Genomic DNA, 20,344 nt, shown 5'->3' with positions numbered 1-20,344 from the left:
GCGATTGTCCATCTTGGGCGATCGACCCCCCAGCAGCCGCCGGCTCCTTGTCCCACGGAAGAGTCACCTTAATCGGAGAAAACATGCGGGAGGGCTTGCCCGGCATGCCGTTGGACCTCTGCCGGATATTGTCCGGAACCCGGTTCCGGACAACACATGTTGCTACCAACCGTTAAGCAGTTCAAGGCAAAAGCTCGTCGCCCGTCAATCTTCGCTAATTGGTCTCGAGCGGTCGGCGAAGGCTGATGTCGATTCCTACACGCACTCACTCGCTACAAGGCACGATGTCCAAGATCACGTACCACAAGGTTGCTCCCCATCCTTGGATGGGGAGCAACCTTTTGGGCTTGACGGGCGCCCAGATCGGCGTACGCCCTACCTTCGTCCTGTACGGATCCGGGGAGCAGTCTACCTACTTCGAAAGTGAGTAGTGGGCTAGGTGAAACGCCGGGGAAAACGCCCACACTAGAGTGCTTTTTACGCGTGTCCGACCCCTTCTTGGTGCCTAGCCTTGGGCTTACAGCGCTCACAGAATGCCCCGTCGCCGCGATGGGGATACTGCGCGTTTGCGTCGCTATTGATCGGACAATGCGACACCGCATCCACATTTTTGGGATGCAACTTTCCTAAACTACTTGGGGGTAATTTAGATGCGCGGTTCACAAGGTGGTGCAAGCGTTTCGCTTGTCGTGCCCACATTCAATGAAGAACTAAACGTGGGCCAAGTGCTCGAGGCGTTGCCGCCTGGAATAGATGAGTTCATTCTCGTCGATGGAGGATCGACCGACGGAACAGTGGGGGTTGCTCGGGACGTCATTCCTGACATCGTGGTGATTCAACAAGCTCGAAAGGGCAAAGGCAACGCCCTCGTCGCAGGTTTCGCTTCGGCGAGTTGTGAACGGATCGTGGCCATCGATGCGGATGGTTCCATGGACCCATCCGAAATTGCGGCTTTTCTTTCGGCCATGGACGACGGCGCGGAATATGTCAGGGGCAGCCGGTTCCTCCCGGGAGGCGGAAGCACTGATATCACGAGACTTCGGACTTTGGGGAATCATTTCCTGAATGGCATCGCCAACGCTTTCTTCAGAACCGCCTACACAGACCTCTGCTACGGGTTCAACGCCATGACAAAGGAAAGCGTGGAGGCATTCGACTTCCCGGATCCTTTCAACTCGTCTCTTGGCCATGTTTGGGGTGACGGCTTTGAGATCGAAACGATGATGAGCATTCGTGCAGTCAAGGCGGGACTGAGGATCGCAGAAGTTCCAAGCTTCGAGGCGGATCGGCTCAACGGTGAAAGTAACCTAAACACCTTCCGGGACGGTGGCCGCTGTCTGCGCACCTTGATTGTCGAAAGAATGTCTGTCGCGCAGTCAGCGGGCGTCTCCGATTCGTCTTGGAAAGCCCGAACAGCTGGGAACACCGGGTACCGGAGAGGCCTAGGCCAGGAATGAAACGTCTAGTTTCTGTTGTCATTTGTGCATTTACGGAATCACGCTGGAACGACTTGGTCAGGGCCAGGGCTTCACTGGCCTGCCAGTCGATGGATCCAGCAGAAGTGATCATCGTGATTGACTACAATCCACGATTATTGGAGCGGGCACGGGAGCAATTCTCGGATGCAGTGGTGGTCGCGAACACTGAAGCCAAAGGGCTCTCGGGGGCGAGGAACTCGGGAGTCGCCAGGGCATCGGGAGAAATCGTCCTTTTTCTTGATGACGATGCCGTTGCGGACACGCAATGGGTCCAGTACATGAGCGAGCCGTTTATTCATTCCCACGTGGTCGGAGTCGGCGGAATGGCGCTGCCTAAATGGGATGCAGGACAACGGCCATCCTGGTTTCCCGAAGAGTTCCTGTGGGTTGTCGGTTGCAGCTATGTCGGGCTTCCCGCGGATGGCGATTACATCAGGAACCCTATTGGATCATCCATGGGATTTAGACGGGCGAGCATAGTCGACAGCGGTGGCTTTTCGTCCGGACTTGGAAGGATCGGTGCCAAACCTGTCGGCGGCGAAGAAACCGAGCTATCCATGCGCATCAGGCAACATTCGGCAAACCATCGGGTGGTGCTTTGCCGCAAGGCTGTGGTGAATCACCGGGTCACCCTGGAACGTCACCGGATGGCTTACTTCATGAGGCGCTGCTATTGGGAGGGAGTGAGCAAGTCAGTCATAGTCAGGCGTCAATCCGCCCGGATCAACGAGCACGCGGAAAGTCTGCACACGGAAAAATCCTACGTATTAACCGTTCTGCCTGCCGGGTTCAGCCAGGGCATTGGAACGGCGTTGAGGAACCGTTCGCTTAGGCCGTTGGGAATGTCCCTAGCGATCGTAGGTGGGCTCCTGGCGACATGTGTAGGTTATGCGCGTGGCTTGCTTGTCCCGGAACCTGTCAGGAATGTCGCATAGTTGTCCTGCAACGTGTGGCCGGCGCATCGTCAGACCGTGTGCGACAACGACGATGATGCTGATGTGCAACCGAGGTGACCTAGAGTCTCGCGATTGCCAAATAGTCCAACCGCTCTTCAAAATTTGCCTGTCAAGGCGTAAGGTGCTGTTTCAACGGCGAACAAGTCTTCGCCACCTAAAACCACCACTGGGGGCGGCTGTGGTTATCTTGATTCAATGGCGGGCGACACGATGCCCGGAAACAACGGCTTCGATCCCGGGCCCATTTCATGGCGGAACAGCCGCGCCGACACCGACGGGACACATGACCGGTCCATGCGATGCTTCTTGCCGCGCAGAGGGAGGTCTTTCCGCGATTACGCCAAGCGGATCAGCAATTCTTTAATGAGCACCCTGCCACGAAACAGCTTTGGGAGCTGGATCCAGGCGGTCGAACTTGGGGGAAGAAAGCATGAAGTCGAAAACGAGCCCGAAAATTTTACCGGGCTACCAGGGACAACCTGAACATCTTGCGCGGGGTCTTGGTCTTATCACTGTCGGTTCCCGTGTGATGCGGGATCGAGTCAACCGTCAAGGGTTGAAATGGCCTCGAAGAGGCACGCAGGTCGGCGCGCAACCCGGTACGGCTGAAATCGGTAGAGCGGCAGCCAATGCGTTGTTCGCGAGCGTGTTGGCCGGAATGGCGTTGGCGACCACCAGCCATTTCAAGATACGGAAGTCTGGCGGGAGGTCCGCAGGGATCGGGATGGTCCTGCCGGTGCTGCCGTTGATCATCGACCTGAAGAACCCATCGGCAACGCTGGATGCGCTTGAATCCGGAGCCAGGTACCGGAAAGTGCAGTGCCTGCTCACCAGGGACGGCGACCCAGTGTCCAAGCTGAGCTTCCAACTGGCCGAGCATGAAACCGTCACCCCGGCTGTGGTCCGTCAGCATTTGGCCGCGAGAGCATGGCCCGAAGCTGCCGGCGCCGATCGATCCACCTCGTCCAACCCGAACGTCTACCCCTCGGTCACCGTTGTCCTCGCGACGCGCAATCGCCCCGAGCAGCTGGTGGAGTGCCTGGCTTCGATTGAGTCCGGAACCCTGACGGCCGAGCGGATCGTCGTTGTGGACAACGCGCCGTCGGACGAGCGCACCGCCGAACTCATGGCACTGCGCACCCGTCAAGACCCGCGGTTGGTCTATGTGCGCGAAGACAGACCGGGACTCGCCCACGCGCACAATGCCGCAATGCCGCACATCGCCACGGACGTCGTCGCCTTCACCGACGACGATGTCCTGGCCGACCGCCGCTGGCTCGAACGCCTGGTGAAGGTCTTCGCCGAAGATCCGTCCGCGGTCTGTGTCACCGGCATGATCGCTCCGCGTGAGCTTGACACCCTTCCGCAACAATGGGTGGAAGGCAACATGACCTATGACAAGGGCCTGCACAGGCGCGTCTTCGACGGCACCCGGGGCAATGCAGAGTTTCCCCTGATGCCGTACACCTCCGGAGCATGCGGATCCGGGGCCAACATGGCGTTCCAGACACGGTACCTGCAAAATGCCGGGGGGTTCGAAGCCGCCCTGGGCACCGGAACCGTGGCGATGGGCGGCGACGACTTGGCGGCATTCCATGACGTCCTGGCTTCGGGGAACCGGCTCGTTTATGAACCGGCCGCGATCGTTTTGCATCCGCACCACCGAGACTATGCGGCGCTGCGCCGCCAGGTCTACGGATACGGTGCCGGACTGGGGGCGCACCTGATGCGCTGTCTCATGCACGACCCGCGCATGGTGCTCGCATTTGCCGGGAATGCCTCAATCCTGCGGTCGCGCGCAACCAACATCATGAACCCGCCTGTCGTCGCCGGTCTTCCGCCCTATCCAAGGGATCTGCTGCGCGAACACCGGCGCGGCCTCCTGTCCGGGCCCTGGAGGTATCTGCGAAGCCGACGCCACCTGAAGCGCCAGATCGCTGCGGGGGGAACACCATGAACGCGGTAATCCCGATCCTGCTCTACCATTCCGTCCAGGACGATACACCCGTGGGCTTCAGCCCCTGGGCAGTGACATGCAAGCTATTCGCCGACCACATGGATGCGCTGCTCAGGCTCGGGTACACGGGGCTGTCCGTCGGCGAAGTGGTCAACCTGATCCGATCGGGTGCCGAAGTGCCGCCTCGGAGCGTGGCGGTGACCTTCGATGACGGATTCGCCGATTTCGCCTCGAATGCCTGGCCGGTGTTGAAGCATCGCGGATTGCCCGCCACCTTGTATGTGACAACGGGAGTGGTCGGCGGCCGCAGCGAATGGCTTGGGTCGGTGGGCGCCGGGGAATTGCCCATGCTTGACGGCCCGGCCATCCGGGAGCTTGCCCGTGACGGCGTCGAGATGGGTGCGCACAGCGTGACCCACCCGCAACTTGACTGCATAGGACGGGAAGCCGCATCCCGGGAAATCGCCGGAAGCAAAAAGGCCCTGGAAGAGCTGATCGAGCGGCCGGTGGACACCTTCGCCTACCCGCACGGTTATCACGACAAGGTAGTCAGGCAAATGGTCATCGAGGCCGGGTACTCCTCGGCAGCGGCCGTGCGCAACGCACTGAGTCATCCGCAGGACGACCCATTCGCCCTGGCCCGGTATACGGTGATGGCCGATTGCAGCGTGGAACACCTTGAAGCGGTGTTGGCAGGCACGGCCGTGAAACGGGCCCGCCCACAAGAACGCTGGCGTACCCACGTCTGGCGGCAGGTGCGCCGGTTCCGTGCGTCAAAGACGAGGCGGGGATCCCATGCTTGAACCAGTGGTGGTATCACCCGTCCCCCGGAAAAAATGGCGAAGCATGCTGGACGCCGACCAGGAGGCGCTACCCGACCACGCCCCCGAGTGGGTCGATGCGCTGACTTCCGGCGGCCGCTACCGGGACGCCAGCAGGCTCTACAGCTTTGCCGACGGCCGCGAATTCCTGCTTCCGCTGGTCCAACGTCGAGGTCTTGCCGGACTGGGCGGATGGCTTCAGTCCTACCCGCCGGGCTGGGGAGTCGGCGGCCTGGTAGGGGCCGAAGCGGATGCAGAAACGACTCGGGCGATCCTGCAGGACCTGCGTAAACTTCGTCTACAGCGCATAGGCATCTGGCCGGATCCGAAGAAATGGCAGGCCTGGGCCGGTGCCGTTGATGAGGGGGTGCTCGCCATCCCGCGTCGTGCCCACGCAGTGGACCTCAGTGGCGGTGCCGAAAACGTCTGGAAGGGCATGTCCCAGTCCTCGCGCCGCCACGTCCGCATAGCCGAGCGTGAAGGCGTGCGCATCGAGATGGGCCACACCGATGCACTCCTGCGAGACTTCTATGCCCTGTACCTTCTGTCGATTGACCGGTGGGCCGGGCAACAACATGAGCCGCGGGCGTTGGCTCATGTCCGCGCCAAACGGCGTGACCCCCTGAGTAAATTGCAATTGCTGGCCCGACACCTGGGCAGTGGGTACCAGGTGACGATCGCATACGTAGACGGCAAGCCCGCGGCCGGCTCGATTGTCATGTTGGCCGGTACCGCCCATTACACGCTCGGTGCCATGGACCGCGAGCGTGTGGGCAAGAGCGGCGCGGGGTATTTGGTGCAGTGGAAAAACATGGAGCGTGCCTGTGAATTGGGGTGCACCACGTACCACATGGGGGAGTCCGGCGAATCGGAGGCCCTGGCGCAGTTCAAGGAGAAGCTGGGAGCAGTTGCCTACGACTATGCCGAGTTGCGGTTGGACCGCCTGCCGTGGACCCGCGCAGATGCCGCCATACGCGGACTCGTAAAACGCCTGCTGGGATTCCGCGATGTTTAACAGGATCTGGGGAGCGGCGATAGGTGCTGCAATTGCACTGTCCCTGGTTTTCTCATTGGCCACCAGCACCCGCCATCAAATCCTTGACACGGATTTTTCGCCGCTTGCCTCGGCGGTCGGAACGACAGGAACCGATGATTCCCCGAGGCAGGGGAAACCTGCAGATCCCGCGGAGGAACCCAATCCGGGGGCATCCGTGGCGCCCGTCGAACCGGCCGACGAAAGGATCTTGCTGGATGAACGTTTTGATGAAAACACCCTGAATGAGTCGATCTGGAATCGGTGCCATTGGTGGGACAAGGGCGGTTGCACCATTGCCACCAATAACGAGCTCGAATGGTACATGCCGGAGCAAGCGAAAATCGCCAACGGGATCCTGAACCTGACGGCGGAGGATCGCCGGGTTTACGACTCGGAGGGCAAACCGTTCGACTATGCCTCGGGCATGGTCACGACCGGACCCCCGGCATACGATAAGCCGGCGAAATTCGCGTTCACCTACGGAAAGGTCGAGGTCCGCCTAAAAATGCCGGCGGGCCGTGGACTATGGCCGGCGATCTGGATGCTTCCGGCAAGCACGGAACCGGTCCCCGAGGTCGACCTGTTGGAATTGCTGGGCCATAAACCGGGAATACTTCGGATGCGCATGCATCCAAAGAACGACGCGGAACGCTCGCTCGGCCATAAATACGCGGTCCCCGGCGGATACACGCTCACCGAAGGCTGGCACACCGTCGGGTTGGACTGGACGCCCGGTCGACTGAAGTTCTTCCTGGACGGAAAGCAGGTGTGGCAGCTGGACGACGAACGGGTTCCGGATGAACCCATGTACCTGGTGATGAACCTTGCCGTCGGGGGAGACTTTCCCGGAAACCCCGACGAGTCCACGGTTTTCCCCGCAACGATGAGTATTGACCACGTCCGGATCCTGAAAAATGACTAGCGAGAAGATCGGTATTGCCGGCTCGCTCAGGGCACGGTTCAACGATCCGTTACGACGCAGTGCCGATGCCCTCATTATCGGCACCGGACTCACCTCTGTGCTGGGACTTGCCTTCTGGGCGCTCGCCGCCCGATGGCTCCCCACATCGGCGGTCGGCATTGGTGTGGCACTCATGTCGACCGTCGCCTTGCTTGCCAACTTTGCAACCTTGGGGATGAACAACGGCCTGATTCGATTCCTGCCTGCGGCCGGATCCGGCACGGCACGGATCATCATGAGCTGCTACGCGTTTTGCGCCGGGGCCGCCATGTTTGCGGCAGGGATCTTCCTGCTGGGACAACCCTTGTGGGCCGAAAAACTTGGTTTCCTTCGCGACAGCCCGGTGGCGATGCTTGCCTTTGTCGTTGGCACGGCGATATGGGTGCTCTACGTGTTGCAGGATCAAGTGCTCATCGGTCTGCGCCGTACCGGCTGGGTCCCGATCCAGAACGGCCTCGCATCCGTGTTCAAGATCGCCCTGCTTCCGTTGTTCGCCGGTGCCGCCACGTGGGCAATTTTTACGGCAACCATGATCCCTGCCTTGCTGGCGGTGCTTCTTATCACGGCACTGGCGCTGCGGTACGCGCGCCAAGCTGCGGCCCGGGACTCCCGGCCGGCCAAGGAAACGCGGGTTCCGATATCAAGCATTGTGCGTTTTGCCGCGTCCGACCACCTGGCGACCATGCTCTGGTTTGCGACAAACGATGTCATGACGTTGATCGTGCTCCAGGTCGCCGGAGCGGAAGCCAGCGCGTATTGGTACATTGCCAACGCCATCGGGGAATCGTTGTACCTGATCGTCAGCAACGTGGGAAGCGTCTTGATTGCCGAATCGGTTCACGACCCGGCCCACGCAACCGCATACGCGCGCAGGGCGTTGTTGCATGGTGCCCAACTGGTGGTTCCCGCCGCGATCCTCGGCATTGTTTTTGCCCCGTTTGTGCTGCGTTTGATGGGACCGCACTACGCGGAAAACGCGACGTCGACCCTGCAATTTATCTTGGCGTCGGCAATCCCGCACCTGATTGTAGGCATAAGCGTAAGTACGGCCAGGGTGCGCGGAAACATGCGCGCGGTCGTAGGGGTGTATGCGTTTATTTCGATCAGCACCTGGGTGGGCGGATGGTATGCCCTGCACACGTGGGGGCTTGCCGGCATCGGACTGGCGATCCTCATGATCCACAGCGTCACAGCGGTGTTCCTGCTGGTGACGGGGCGCACGGGCCTGTGGGACAACGAGCGTGGATGGCGTTCTTTCGTCGATGGGGCCGGACGGCTGCACCGTTCACGGCGGACCAAACGCAAACTGGAGCGGACCGGACATTCCTCTCTTACTGCACTCAATGCCTGCGGAGTGCCGAAGGCACGGGGCACTAACTGGCCAAAACCCTGGCCCAACACCATTGCGACTGCCGGGGAGCGGCAATGAAAACGCAAACCACATCGAGTGGCCGTCATGGGTCGAATATCCACGGCGAGGTCCCGGCGACACCGCCGGCAGCCCTTGGCACCGGGGGTGCCAAGCATATGAGAAGCATTGCGGTGTGCTTGGCGATTCCCCTCGTGGCCGTGGCACTCTGGGGCTGGAGCTTCAGCGGTGCGGAGCCCCGTGACATGGGCGCCCTGGGGTTGCTGAGCCTGTTCACTCCCGTGACGGCGTTTGCCTTGGCGCTGCTCCTTGGAGGCTTCCTGGCCAGCCTGTACAAGGGTCTGCCAAGCTGGGTGCTCGGTACCTTCCTGGTCACGTACATCGTGTTGATCCACGGCACACCCGCGGTTTTATACGGCACGCTTCGCTACTCGTGGGCCTATAAACACGTTGGCATCGTCGAGTACATCCAGCGGCACGGATCGGTTGACACCACCCTTGACGCGGGGCAAATCTACCAAAACTGGCCGGGGTTCTTTGCCGGCGGCGCCCTGCTCACTGACCTCTCCGGGCAATCCGACGTGCTCCAAATTGCCTCCTGGGCCCCCGTGGCCTTCAACCTGTTCACCGTGATCGTATTGCGCTACGTCTTCAGGGGCCTTACACGGAACCGCACGTTGATCTGGCTGGGCCTGATGTTCTTCCTGCTCATCAACTGGGTGGGGCAGGATTACTTCTCCCCGCAGGCCGTCGGCTTGATCCTCTATTTGGCCATGGTCGGGCTGATGCTCAGGCCGATGTCACATGTGGCCATGATTGGTCCGTTTGCCGTGATCGTCGCCGCGGTGGCCCTCACCCATCAGATCACTCCGCTGATGATGCTGATGGCGGTTGTTGCGTTGACTGCACTACGACGCACCAATGCATGGCAACTGCCGATCGTTGCGCTGGCGGTCATAGCCGGGTGGGCCTTTACCGGGGCCTTGGACTACACACTTCCCAACTTGCGTGAGCTAGTCTCGGAATTCGGCAATGTCGTGGACAACGCAGACCAGACCCTCGAAAAGGCGAGTGCCATCACGGGCACGGCACTGCTTGTGGTTTGGGGCGGCCGGTCCACCGTTGCCATCGCCGGCCTGTTGTCGGTGTTCGGCATTTGGGCGAACCGGAACAAGCAAGGCAATTGGCACCGCTGGGACGGCATGGGGCCGCGCGGCACCGCCGCGATCCTCATGCTGCTGCCCGGAATCCTGGTGTTGACCACTGGCTTCGGTGGAGAGGTGCTGTTCCGGGCGTTCCTGTTCGCCTCGCCGTTCATTGCCATACTCGCCGCCGAAACGTGTCTCCCGCGCGACGGCCAGGGTTTTCCCTTGCGAAGCCTCGTGTCTGCCGGTGTTGTCATCGCACTGGTCACTCCGGGGTTTCTGCTCGGCTATTACGGCAAGGAACAACAGAACTACTTTCCCCCTGAAGAGATTGAAGCCTCGAGCTGGGTATACGCGCATGCGGCACCCGGCTCCTTGCTCGTTGAAGGGAGCCCAAACTATCCGGCGCGTTTCATCGACTACGAGAAATTCACATATGTGCCGTTGGACCGTGAACCGGAAGAATCGATTCGCGGGTTGCTGTCGGACCCTGCTGTCAGGCTTTCCGCATGGCTCGTCGACAGCAAATACACCGAAGGATACGTGTTGATTACCCGGGGCCAAAAAATTGCCGTCAACGCCGAGCAGTCCATGCCGGTAGGGAGCCTGGAACGGATCGAGGCGGAATTGCGGCAATCCGACAGATTTGAGATTGCCTATGAGACGACCGACGCCACCGTTTTCAGGCTTTCGGACTTGGGCAGGAACCAATGAGTGCCCTGCGCATCATTGGCACCGGACCCGTCGTCATCGTGGTGACGATTATCTACATTGTGCTCTTGCTTGAAGTGGAAGCAGTGCACTTGATCAGTGCCGTGGTTTTCTGTCTCTTCGTGCCGGGCTACGGGTGGGCACTGCGGATGCGTCCGAGGGACAGGGGTGACACCTTGGCCATGGCCCTTGTCTTGAGCTTTTGCGCCACAACCTTTGTGGCGACGGCAATGGCCGTTGCAGGGTGGTGGTCACCCGTTGCCGGATTTATCAGCCTTCTACTCATGGGTGCCGCGGGCTTTGTCCGTCTCCGCCGTGACACGGGGGGCCGCGGGATTCGGGGGTTCCACGTGTCGCTGGGGGTTGCCGAACCCCGGGCACATGGAATCCACCGCGTCGGGGATAACGATTAAGCGGCCCTGACTCCTTACGGGGCGAAACCGTGCGCCCGAAGGGGCAACAGATCCAGTGGAGTGCCAGGCGGGGAGCAACAAGTCTTGAACCATCAAGAAGTGCAGTCAGGGCCAAGGGTGCAAGCCTGCCCGACCACCACCGCCGGCAGGAATGTCACCTGGAGAATTTGGTCCGACTACTCCGCCTGCGGAACCTCGGCTGTCGGGGACTGCCGGGCCTGCTGGTCTTGGAGCGCAGGATCCTTGCGAAGGCCGGTCAAACCGTACCAGGCCAGGTTCACCACATGGGCGGCAACCGTGCGCTTGTCGGGGTGCCGGGCATCCAACCACCACTGCGCGGTCATGGCGACCATGCCCACGAGCATCTGCGCGTAGATGGATCCATCCTCGGCGCTGAACCCGCGGCGGGAAAACTCGTCGGCCAGGATGTGCTCGACTTGCTCGGTCACCTTGGTCAGCAGGGTGGAATACGTGCCCTCGGGCTGGGACGGCGGGGCATCGCGAACCAGGATGCGGAATCCTTCGGTGCTGTCCTCTATGTAGGTCAAGATCGCGAGCGCTGCTTTCTCCAGCAACACCCGTGAGGAGTCGTCACCGGAGAGTGATTCCGTGATCCGCGACAGCAACTCCCGGTATTCGTTCGTGACCACTTCCATGTAGAGCGCTTCCTTGGAACCAAAGTGCTCATAGACGATGGGCTTGGACACACCCGCAGCGCGGGCGATTTCTTCGATCGTGGTTCCGTCTACGCCCCGCAAGGAGAATAGCTGGCGTGAGATATCGATCAGCTGAAGCCGGCGTTGGACTCCGGTCATTCGCGTGCGCGGGCGTGCGGTGGGGCTCATAAGCAACATAGTAAGCACAGGAACGGCATAAACCATGCCTAGTCACGGTGGTGTGAACAGAGGATGAACGCGCCGACGTCGTTCAAGTCGCATCGATGCCTACAGTCGTGGCAGAATAGTTCACTGTGCCGGTGAGGCAAGCTCAACGCACATTCCGCCCTGGTGTAATGGCAGCACCCCAGCCTTTGGAGCTGTGGAGTATAGGTTCGAATCCTATGGGCGGAACTCATCAATCATTGAAAATCCCGGTGTTTCGCCGGGATAGAATGATGAGGCCTGGCCCGGCCGGTCCGGCTAGCCAATGTAGCAGGGGAGTACCAATCTTGAGCGTTCACGCCAACGCACCAGCCGCTGTCATCGTTCTCGCCGCAGGCGCAGGAACCCGGATGAAATCGGCAAAACCCAAGATCCTGCATGAAATCGGCGGTCGCTCCATGGTGGGGCACGCCCTTGCCGCAGCTGAGGGGCTCGACCCCGAAACGCTGGTGGCGGTGGTCCGATTTGAACGCGAACGCGTCGTCGAGCACCTCCTGCAGGTCAAGCCGAACGTCGTCATCGCCGACCAGGACGAAATCCCGGGCACCGGACGAGCCGTGCAACTGGGCCTCGAAAAGCTGGACCCGGCGCTGGAAGGCACAATCGTTGTCACGTACGGCGACGTCCCGTTGCTGACCACCGAGCTGTTGTCCGAACTGGTTGCCACCCACGACCGCGAAGGCAATGCCGTCACGGTGCTTACCGCACTGCTGGAAGATGCCACCGGATACGGCCGCATCCTGCGTGCCGAGGACGGAACGGTGACCGGCATCCGCGAACACAAGGACGCAAGCGACGAAGAACGCGCAATCCGGGAGGTCAACTCCGGGATCTACGCATTTGACGCCGAGGTCCTGCGCTCGGCACTGGCCGAGGTCACGACCGACAACGCGCAGGGCGAGATGTATCTCACCGATGTGCTGGGCATTGCCCGGTCCACGGGGGGGCGCGTCGCGGCCGTCGTCACGGAGGACGCCTGGCAGGTCGAGGGCGCCAATGACCGGGTCCAACTGGCCGCACTGGGCAAGGAAATGAACCGCCGCATCCTCGAAAAGTGGATGCGCGCAGGCGTTAGCATCATCGACCCGGAAACCACCTGGATCGATGTCGAGGTGGCACTTTCCAACGACGTGACCATCAAGCCGGGCACCCAGCTGCATGGAAGCACCGCCGTGGGAACCGATGCGGTCGTCGGCCCTGACACCACGCTGACCAACACCCAGGTCGGGCGCGGCGCCAAGATCGTCCGCTCGGACGTAACCGACTCCATCATTGCCGAAGGCTCATCGGTCGGCCCCTTCGCCTACCTGCGCCCCAAGACCAATCTCGGCCCTGACGCCAAGATCGGAGCCTTCTACGAGACCAAGAACATTGTCGTTGGCCGTGGCTCCAAGCTCTCGCACCTGGGCTACGCCGGGGACGCCGAAATCGGTGAATACACCAACATCGGCTGTGGCAACATCACCGCCAACTACGACGGCGTCAACAAGCACCGCACCGTCATCGGCTCGCACGTGCGCACCGCCTCCAACACCGTGTTTGTCGCACCCGTGAGCATCGGTGACGGCGCATACACAGGTGCAGGCGCCATCGTGCGCAAAAACGTTCCGGCGGGGGCCCTTGCCCTGACCGTGGCACCGCAACGAAATACCGAGGGCTGGACGATGTCCAAGCGTCCCGGTTCCCCCGCCGCGGAAGCCGCATTCAAGTCCGCACTGGATTCCGGCGTGACCGCGGAATCCGCGGACCAGGCCAAGTAACCCTCCACATCATTTCCGATCCCCGTCAGAGCGAGAAAGCGATTCCATGAGCGAACTGAGCCATACTGTCGATAAGAAGCTGGTGCTGGCTTCCGGGCGTGCCCACCCCGAGCTGGCAGAAGAGGTGGCAGCGGCCCTTGGGACCGAACTGCTTCCGATGAGTGCCTACGACTTCGCCAACGGCGAGATCTATGTGCGCTCCGGCGAATCGGTGCGAGGCAAGGATGTCTTTGTCATCCAGGCGCACCCGGCGCCGCTGAACAACTGGCTCATGGAGCAGCTGATCATGGTTGATTCCATGAAGCGTGCCTCTTCCAGGCGCGTCACCGTGGTGGCCCCGTTCTACCCGTACGCGCGCCAGGACAAGAAGGGCCGCGGCCGCGAGCCGATCTCGGCCCGACTGGTTGCCGACATGTTCAAGGTGGCAGGTGCCGACCGCATCATGAGCGTGGACCTGCACACCGCGCAGATCCAGGGCTTCTTCGACGGCCCGGTCGACCACCTCTTCGCCATCCCGTTGCTGGCCGACCACATCCGCAAGGTTGTCGGGGACGACCCGGTCACCGTGGTTTCCCCCGACACCGGTCGCGTCCGCGTGGCCGAGCAGTGGGCCGAACGCCTCGGTGGCGCGCCGCTGGCCTTCGTGCACAAGTCCCGCGACCTGACGGTCCCGAACCAGGCCGTTTCCAAGACCGTCGTCGGCCAAGTCGAGGGCCGCACCTGTGTCTTGATCGATGACATGATCGACACCGGTGGAACCATTGCCGGCGCCGTGAAGGTGCTGAAAGACGCCGGTGCCAAGGACGTCATCATCGCCGCCACGCATGCCGTGTTCTCCGACCCGGCCGCGCAGCGCCTGGCCGAGTCCGGTGCCCGCGAGGTCGTGGTGACCAACACCCTGCCAATTCCGGAATCCAAGCGCTTCGAAACCTTGACGGTGCTTTCGATCGCACCCTTGTTGGCACGGGCCATCAAGGAAGTCTTCGAAGACGGCTCGGTCACCAGCCTCTTTGATGGCGACGCCTAGGAACCCGTCCCACGGGACATCGGCTTGAAGTCGGACCCCGAAGCAGCTCCCAAGCGGGCGCCGCGTCGGGGTCCGCTTCCGTTAAGGGTCCAGTCCTGGATCTTGGACGATTTCCCCCGGATGCCCGTGCCCTGCTAAAATATCTACTTGTGCCCAGGCGAGGGAACCCCATGCAAATGGGGGTCCGTTATCGACGAGGCTAGAAACGCACTACGCGTCCTTCTCCTTTACAGGAATCGGATGATGATGCTTCTAGGCCCGAGCGGGGCAGGAACCAATTAATCATCTTCCACAAGGAGAACACCATGAGCAACATCATCACCCTTGACGGCGAACTGCGCACCGACTTCGGCAAGGGCGCCGCACGCCAGGCCCGCCGCGCCGGCAAGATCCCTGCAGTGATCTACGGCCACGGCACCGATCCGGTCCGCGTCCTGCTGCCGTCCGCCGCCACCACCCTTGCAGTCCGTGGCTCCAACGCCCTCCTGAACATCTCGGTTGACGGCGAAGACACCGTCACCCTGGTGAAGGACATCCAGCGCCACGCCCTGCGCCAGACCGTTGACCACCTTGACCTCCTGATCGTCAAGAAGGGCGAAAAGGTCATCGTCGAGGTTTCCGTCCAGATCCAGGGTGAACTCACCGCCGGTTCGACCCTGTCCCTGGACCACGCGGTCATCGCCGTCGAAGCCGAGGCAGTCGCCCTTCCGGAGCACGTTGTCGCCAACGTCTCCGGCCTGACCGCGGGAACCCAGATCCTCGCATCGGACCTGATCCTCCCGGAGGGCACCGCCCTGGCCATCGAAGGCAGCGTTGTCGTTGCAACGATCGATGCCGCAGTTTCGGAAGCAGACGAGGAATCGGCAGCTTCCGCCGAGTAATCATCTCGACATTGGTTGTCGCATGACTAGCGAAACCTGGCTCGTAGCCGGGCTCGGAAACCCCGGGCCCGGCTACGCGCATAACAGGCACAATGTTGGCCAGATGGCCGTCGACGAACTTGCCGCGCGCATCGGCGGAAAGTTCAAGACCCACAGCTCCCGGGCGCAGATCCTCGAGGGACGCTTGGGCATTGGCGGGCCCAGACTCGTTCTGGCGAAGCCGATGACCTTTATGAATCTCTCGGGCGGACCCGTGGCCAATCTGGCAAAGTTCTTTGGCATCGATCCGGCACACGTCATTGCCGTGCACGACGAGATCGACATTCCCTTCGACACCGTGAAGCTCAAGTTCGGGGGCGGCGAAGGCGGCCACAACGGACTGCGTGACATTTCCAAGGCCCTGGGCACCAAGGACTATTTGCGGGTGCGAGTGGGCGTGGGGAGGCCTCCCGGTCGCATGGAGACAGCGGATTACGTGCTCAAGGACTTCTCGAAGGACGAAAAGAAGTCCCTACCGTTCCTGACCGACGCGGCGGCGGACGCCGTGGAAGAACTGGTGAATCACGGACTGGAATCGGCGCTACGCAAATTCCACGATTAGTACCGGGAACCGAGGTGCTTCACGGTGAAGCCGTCCGGCCCCCGATTGGACGCGCCATTTTTGGCCCCAGGAACAAGGGGGGCCGGTAGTGGGTTGCCCCCTGAGATCGGGGGCCATCCCCGCCCCCGCTGCCGGCACCTTTTTATGCCAAATTCGGGGCCGGGCACAAATTGGTAAGGGTTGACTTATGTGCCATGAAGGCCCGAACGTGGGAGAATTAGCGAAGCAAATGATGCCGTAATCACGATCGTCACACGGAACCAGCCGCACAGCGCGGCGCACAGCCGTTGCGGCGAAGGCGGCATGAAACGAACTTCGGAGGATCCCAACGTGTCCAGTGCATTGCCCACGACGCAAGATACCCTTCCCAAGGCCTTGGATGACATCGAAGTCTCGCGGCTGCGGGCAGACTTCCCCATCTTGGGTCGCAACGTCAACGGAGTGCCGCTGACCTATTTGGATTCCGGGGCCACCTCGCAAAAGCCCAGCTGCGTTTACGAGGCCGAACAGCACTACTACGAGAACTTCAATGCTGCAGTCCACCGCGGTGCCCATTCCTTGGCCGTCGAGGCCACGGACATCTTTGAGCAGGCCCGCACCGACGTGGCGCGCTTCATCGGGGCCAAGGACAACGAAGTGGTGTGGACTTCGAACGCCACCGAGGCGCTGAACCTCGTCACCTACTCCTTTGGCAATGCCAGTGCGGGCCTCGGGGGAGATGCAGCCCGTGCCTTCGCGCTCGGAGCAGGGGACGAAATCGTCGTCACCGAGCTCGAACACCATGCCAACCTGATTCCCTGGCAGGAACTGGCGCTGCGTACCGGCGCCACCCTTAAGTACATTCCCGTCGACGAATCAGGCGCCCTGCGCATGGACCTCGCCGGCTCGATCATTACCCCCGCCACCAAGGTGGTGGCCTTCACGCATGTCTCCAACGTCCTGGGCACCGTGACCGATGTTGCGGCACTGGTGGCGCTGTCCCGCAATGTCGGCGCACTGACGGTCCTCGATGGCTGCCAGTCGGTCCCGCACCTGCCCGTGGACGTCAAGGCCCTCGATGTGGACTTCATGGCGTTCTCCGGACACAAGATGCTTGGCCCCACCGGTATCGGTGGACTCTATGGCCGTGCCGGACTGCTTGACGCCATGCCGCCCTTCCTCACCGGCGGATCCATGATCACCTCGGTGACGATGGAGAAGGCCGAGTACCTGCCGGCACCCATGCGCTTCGAAGCCGGCACCCAAAGGATTTCGCAGGTCCACGCCCTGGCCACCGCCGTCTCATACCTGCGCGAAGTGGGCATGGACCGCATCGCGGCATGGGAAGAAAACCTGGGCGAGCGCATGCTCACCGGCCTGGACGCTATCCCGGGGGTGCGAGTGTTGGGCCCGGCCCAGGGCGCGGCACGCATCGGCACTGCCCCCTTCATCATCGAAGGCGTGCACCCGCACGACGTGGGCCAGTTCCTGGATTCGCGCGGCATTGCCGTGCGCGTGGGCCACCACTGCGCCCAACCACTGCACCGGGCACTGGGCGTAGTCTCCAGCACCCGGGCAAGCACCTACCTCTACAACACCACCAGTGACGTCGACGCCCTGCTCAATGCGGTGTCGGACGTGCGCGGATATTTCGGAGTCGGCAAGTGAACGATCTGGACCAGCTGTACCAACAAATCATCCTGGACCATGCCAAGGCCAGGCACGGAGCCGGGTTGCTCGAGGCTCCGGAAGGGGTGGCCCACGGCGAATCGATGCAACACAACCCCGTGTGTGGTGACCACATCCAACTGCGCGTCCAGCTTGAGGGAAGCATCGTGAAAAATGTTTCCTGGGAGGGCGACGGTTGCTCGATCTCCATGGCCTCGGCCTCGGTGCTCAGTGAATTGGCCACCGGGATCGAGCGCGACGAATTCATGTCCATCCTGGAGGAATTCCGCGAACTCATGCGCTCGCGGGGCAGCCGGGCCGGGGACGAGGAAATCCTGGGTGACGGCGCAGCATTTGCCGGCGTCTCCAAGTTCCCCGCCCGGGTCAAGTGCGCCATGCTGTCGTGGGTTGCCGCCGAGGCCGCCCTGCTGGCGGCCAACCAGTAGTTCGCACTCCCCTTAAGCCGAAAGAGCCGGATTGGCTGCCCCTGGAAATTTCCGGGACGGCCAATCCGGCTCTATCTGTATGCGGTGGTTCTTCTAGCCGAGGTTTTCCGGCTTCTGGAAGATGTCCGGAATGCCGTCCCTGTCTTCGTCCCTGGCGGCGCGCTCGTTGACCAGGCGGTAGCGGCGATCGCGCGGCCGCAGCCAAATCGTGCCAAGGATGGCGGCCAGGAGCGAAGCGGTCAGGATCGCGACCTTGGCGTGGTCATAGTGCGGCGACGCCAGGCCGAAGGACAGCTCGGAGACCAGCAGCGACACGGTGAACCCGATGCCGGCCAGGAACGTCACGCCCAGCAGGTCGCCCCACTTGGTGTCCGGATCAAGGTTCGCCTTTGACGATCTGGTAACCAGCCAGGTCGCGCCCATGATGCCGATGGGCTTGCCGAAGACCAAGCCGAAGACGATGCCCCAGAGCACCGGGTCGCCCAGTGCCGAGGCGAATCCCTCAGCGCCGCCCACTGCCACGCCGGCGGAGAAGAAGGCGAATACCGGCACGCAGAAGCCGCTGGAGAGCGGACGGAAGCGGTGCTCGAGCTGCTCGGCCAGGCCGGGCCTGTCGAGTTCGTCCTTGTTCTTGCGCAACACCGGGACGCAGAAGCCCAACACGACGCCGGCAATGGTCGAGTGGATTCCCGAGCCGAAGACCAAGGCCCACGTTGCGATGCCCAGCGGCAGCAGGATGACCCAGGGGGCCCACAGGTTCGCGGCAAAGAACTTGGGCCACTTGTGCGTCACGAAGGTATAGAGGGCGATGGGGGCCAGCGCCATCAGCAGGTAGGGCGGGTTCAGGTCTTCGGTGAAGACGAAGGCGATGATCACGATGGCAATCAGGTCATCGACCACCGCGAGTGTCAGCAGGAAGATGCGCAGCGGGGAGGGCAGGTTCGACCCGATGACGGCCAGCACCGCAACCGCAAAGGCGATGTCGGTGGCCGTGGGGATTGCCCAGCCGCGCAGGGTTTCCCCACCGGTGGAGGCGTTCAACGCGACGAAGATCAGTGCAGGCACCAAAACGCCGCCGAAGGCGGCGGTCACCGGGACGATGGCACGCTTCATGTCGCGCAAATCGCCAGCGACAAACTCCTTCTTCAGCTCAAGGCCCACCAGGAAGAAGAACACCGCCAACAGGCCGTCGGCTGCCCAGTGGCCGAGGGAAAGGTCCAGGTCAATGCCGAAGATCTCGAAACCGAAGTGGAAGTCACGCAGTGCGAAGTAGCTGTCCGATGCCGGTGAATTGGCCCAGATGAGCGCAACGACGGCGCCAATGATCAGGACGAGTCCGCCGACGGTTTCCCTGCGCAGGATTTCCCCGATGCGCAGGTGTTCGGTGTAGCTTCCCGGACCGAAAACCGTCTTCGGTTTCGGCGATGGCGTGGGGGATTGGCTCATGGTTCTTCTTCAATTCTTTCGGGGACGCTGAAGTTATCGCCGACCAGACTTCCCGGCACACCAGAGACAACACTATCGCCTCAGGGTGTCCCAGTGCACATCCGGAAGCCTCATGAAGCCAATGGACGCTTCGTCTTGGGGCGCGTGGAGGTGCCCTCCGGCGGCAGCCTGCCCGGAGGACAAAGACCGGCGCATGGCTGCCCAAGGTGGGCAGCCATGCGCCGGTCATTGTGCCGGTTCCGGCACCCGCCGCAACCGCGGCGGGCGAAACATCGGTATTTAGCCGCGTTCGATCCAGGCGGACACCTTGGCGCCCTGCAGCGAGAGTGCCTTGGAGATGAACGGCTCGGCGGCCGAGGCGATCTTTCCGCCCACGAATGGAATGGAGGAGGACACAGTGGCCTCCACGCCCAGGGCCGATCCTGCTTCGGTGGCCCGCAAGGACTCGGTGCCGGCCACCGATACCGGCAGGGAACCGACGGTGAGCTTCAGGGTTGCTTCCCGCGATCCGTCGGCGGCCGGTGCCGACCAGGACTCGACCTGGGTGACCTCGACCGTCTGGCCCACGAATTTGCGGGCCATTTCCGGTGCGCGGTCGGTCGGCAGGGTGCGGACGGTGGTCAGGGTGAAGGCCGCGGCGGTGTCGCCGGAAACATCGAAGCTCTTGAGCGATCCGCCGACCAGTCCGGTCAGGTGCTCGGCGAAGTCGCGGTCGACCAGCGTGGCGATGACGGCGTCGGGGGCGTGTGTCAGGTCTGTGGTGGCGTTAAGGGCCATGGGGGCAAAACTCCGTAAAATAGATTGGCCG

Annotated in this window: 17 protein-coding genes and 1 tRNA gene; 15 read left to right on the top strand and 3 right to left on the bottom strand. The window is 62.0% G+C overall.

Features of this window, described 5'->3' with window-relative positions; genetic code table 11:
- Positions 1–689: 689 nt before the first annotated feature.
- The 8 genes from ACIPUB_RS07575 to ACIPUB_RS07540 all read left to right on the top strand — a co-directional run bounded on the left by ACIPUB_RS07575 (position 690) and on the right by ACIPUB_RS07540 (position 10,437).
- A complete protein-coding gene (locus ACIPUB_RS07575) occupies positions 690–1,457 on the top strand; it encodes a glycosyltransferase family 2 protein (protein ID WP_407606830.1) in 768 nt (255 codons plus the stop codon).
- Positions 1,454–2,413 (top strand): glycosyltransferase family 2 protein, encoded by a 960-nt coding sequence (locus ACIPUB_RS07570; protein WP_407606829.1) that lies wholly within the window; start codon positions 1,454–1,456, stop codon positions 2,411–2,413. The genes ACIPUB_RS07575 and ACIPUB_RS07570 overlap by 4 nt, the downstream gene beginning before the upstream one ends.
- Before the next feature lie 436 nt (positions 2,414–2,849).
- On the top strand, positions 2,850–4,391 hold the full coding sequence (locus ACIPUB_RS07565) for a glycosyltransferase family 2 protein (RefSeq protein WP_407606828.1): 1,542 nt from the start codon (positions 2,850–2,852) through the stop codon (positions 4,389–4,391).
- A complete protein-coding gene (locus tag ACIPUB_RS07560) occupies positions 4,388–5,194 on the top strand; it encodes a polysaccharide deacetylase family protein (protein WP_407606827.1) in 807 nt (268 codons plus the stop codon). Before ACIPUB_RS07565 ends, ACIPUB_RS07560 begins: the two co-directional genes overlap by 4 nt.
- A gap of 43 nt (positions 5,195–5,237) precedes the next feature.
- On the top strand, positions 5,238–6,227 hold the full coding sequence (locus tag ACIPUB_RS07555; RefSeq protein ID WP_407606826.1) for a GNAT family N-acetyltransferase: 990 nt from the start codon (positions 5,238–5,240) through the stop codon (positions 6,225–6,227).
- 229 nt (positions 6,228–6,456) lie between these two features.
- Positions 6,457–7,170, top strand: a complete 714-nt coding sequence (locus tag ACIPUB_RS07550; protein ID WP_407606825.1) for a family 16 glycosylhydrolase — start codon at positions 6,457–6,459, stop codon at positions 7,168–7,170.
- Positions 7,163–8,638 (top strand): lipopolysaccharide biosynthesis protein, encoded by a 1,476-nt coding sequence (locus ACIPUB_RS07545; protein ID WP_407606824.1) that lies wholly within the window; start codon positions 7,163–7,165, stop codon positions 8,636–8,638. The genes ACIPUB_RS07550 and ACIPUB_RS07545 overlap by 8 nt, the downstream gene beginning before the upstream one ends.
- Positions 8,635–10,437, top strand: coding sequence for a hypothetical protein (locus tag ACIPUB_RS07540; protein ID WP_407606823.1), 1,803 nt, complete (start codon positions 8,635–8,637; stop codon positions 10,435–10,437). The genes ACIPUB_RS07545 and ACIPUB_RS07540 overlap by 4 nt, the downstream gene beginning before the upstream one ends.
- Positions 10,438–11,023: 586 nt before the next feature.
- Here the strand turns inward: ACIPUB_RS07540 and ACIPUB_RS07535 are convergent.
- Entirely contained in the window at positions 11,024–11,692 is a 669-nt protein-coding gene (locus ACIPUB_RS07535) for a TetR/AcrR family transcriptional regulator (RefSeq protein ID WP_407606822.1), read from the bottom strand.
- Between the two features lie 153 nt (positions 11,693–11,845).
- Between ACIPUB_RS07535 and ACIPUB_RS07530 the strand changes: the two genes are divergently transcribed.
- The 7 genes from ACIPUB_RS07530 to sufU all read left to right on the top strand — a co-directional run bounded on the left by ACIPUB_RS07530 (position 11,846) and on the right by sufU (position 18,090).
- Positions 11,846–11,917, top strand: a tRNA-Gln gene (locus ACIPUB_RS07530).
- A gap of 98 nt (positions 11,918–12,015) precedes the next feature.
- Positions 12,016–13,488, top strand: coding sequence for a bifunctional UDP-N-acetylglucosamine diphosphorylase/glucosamine-1-phosphate N-acetyltransferase GlmU (gene glmU / locus ACIPUB_RS07525; RefSeq protein WP_407606821.1), 1,473 nt, complete (start codon positions 12,016–12,018; stop codon positions 13,486–13,488).
- 46 nt (positions 13,489–13,534) lie between these two features.
- Positions 13,535–14,515: a ribose-phosphate diphosphokinase gene (locus tag ACIPUB_RS07520; RefSeq protein WP_407606820.1), complete on the top strand. Its 981-nt coding sequence runs from the start codon at positions 13,535–13,537 to the stop codon at positions 14,513–14,515.
- Positions 14,516–14,820: 305 nt separating this feature from the next.
- Complete coding sequence (locus ACIPUB_RS07515; RefSeq protein ID WP_407606819.1) at positions 14,821–15,396, top strand: 50S ribosomal protein L25/general stress protein Ctc; 576 nt, start codon at positions 14,821–14,823, stop codon at positions 15,394–15,396.
- A gap of 22 nt (positions 15,397–15,418) precedes the next feature.
- Positions 15,419–15,997 (top strand): aminoacyl-tRNA hydrolase, encoded by a 579-nt coding sequence (gene pth, locus ACIPUB_RS07510; protein ID WP_407606818.1) that lies wholly within the window; start codon positions 15,419–15,421, stop codon positions 15,995–15,997.
- Positions 15,998–16,300: 303 nt separating this feature from the next.
- Entirely contained in the window at positions 16,301–17,644 is a 1,344-nt protein-coding gene (locus ACIPUB_RS07505) for a SufS family cysteine desulfurase (RefSeq protein ID WP_407606817.1), read from the top strand.
- Positions 17,641–18,090, top strand: coding sequence for a Fe-S cluster assembly sulfur transfer protein SufU (sufU, locus tag ACIPUB_RS07500; RefSeq protein WP_264268212.1), 450 nt, complete (start codon positions 17,641–17,643; stop codon positions 18,088–18,090). Before ACIPUB_RS07505 ends, sufU begins: the two co-directional genes overlap by 4 nt.
- Positions 18,091–18,183: 93 nt before the next feature.
- On the opposite strand, the gene nhaA is transcribed toward sufU, so the two are convergent.
- Complete coding sequence (nhaA, locus tag ACIPUB_RS07495; protein WP_407606816.1) at positions 18,184–19,536, bottom strand: Na+/H+ antiporter NhaA; 1,353 nt, start codon at positions 19,534–19,536, stop codon at positions 18,184–18,186.
- Positions 19,537–19,815: 279 nt separating this feature from the next.
- A complete protein-coding gene (locus tag ACIPUB_RS07490) occupies positions 19,816–20,313 on the bottom strand; it encodes a DUF2505 domain-containing protein (RefSeq protein WP_407606815.1) in 498 nt (165 codons plus the stop codon).
- Positions 20,314–20,344 lie beyond the last annotated feature (31 nt).

This window comes from Paeniglutamicibacter sp. ORCA_105 (assembly GCF_045798545.1).
Classification (GTDB): domain Bacteria; phylum Actinomycetota; class Actinomycetes; order Actinomycetales; family Micrococcaceae; genus Paeniglutamicibacter; species Paeniglutamicibacter sulfureus.
The sequence above is the reverse complement of the archived record's forward strand: the minus strand, read 5'-3'. Positions and strand labels throughout refer to the sequence as shown.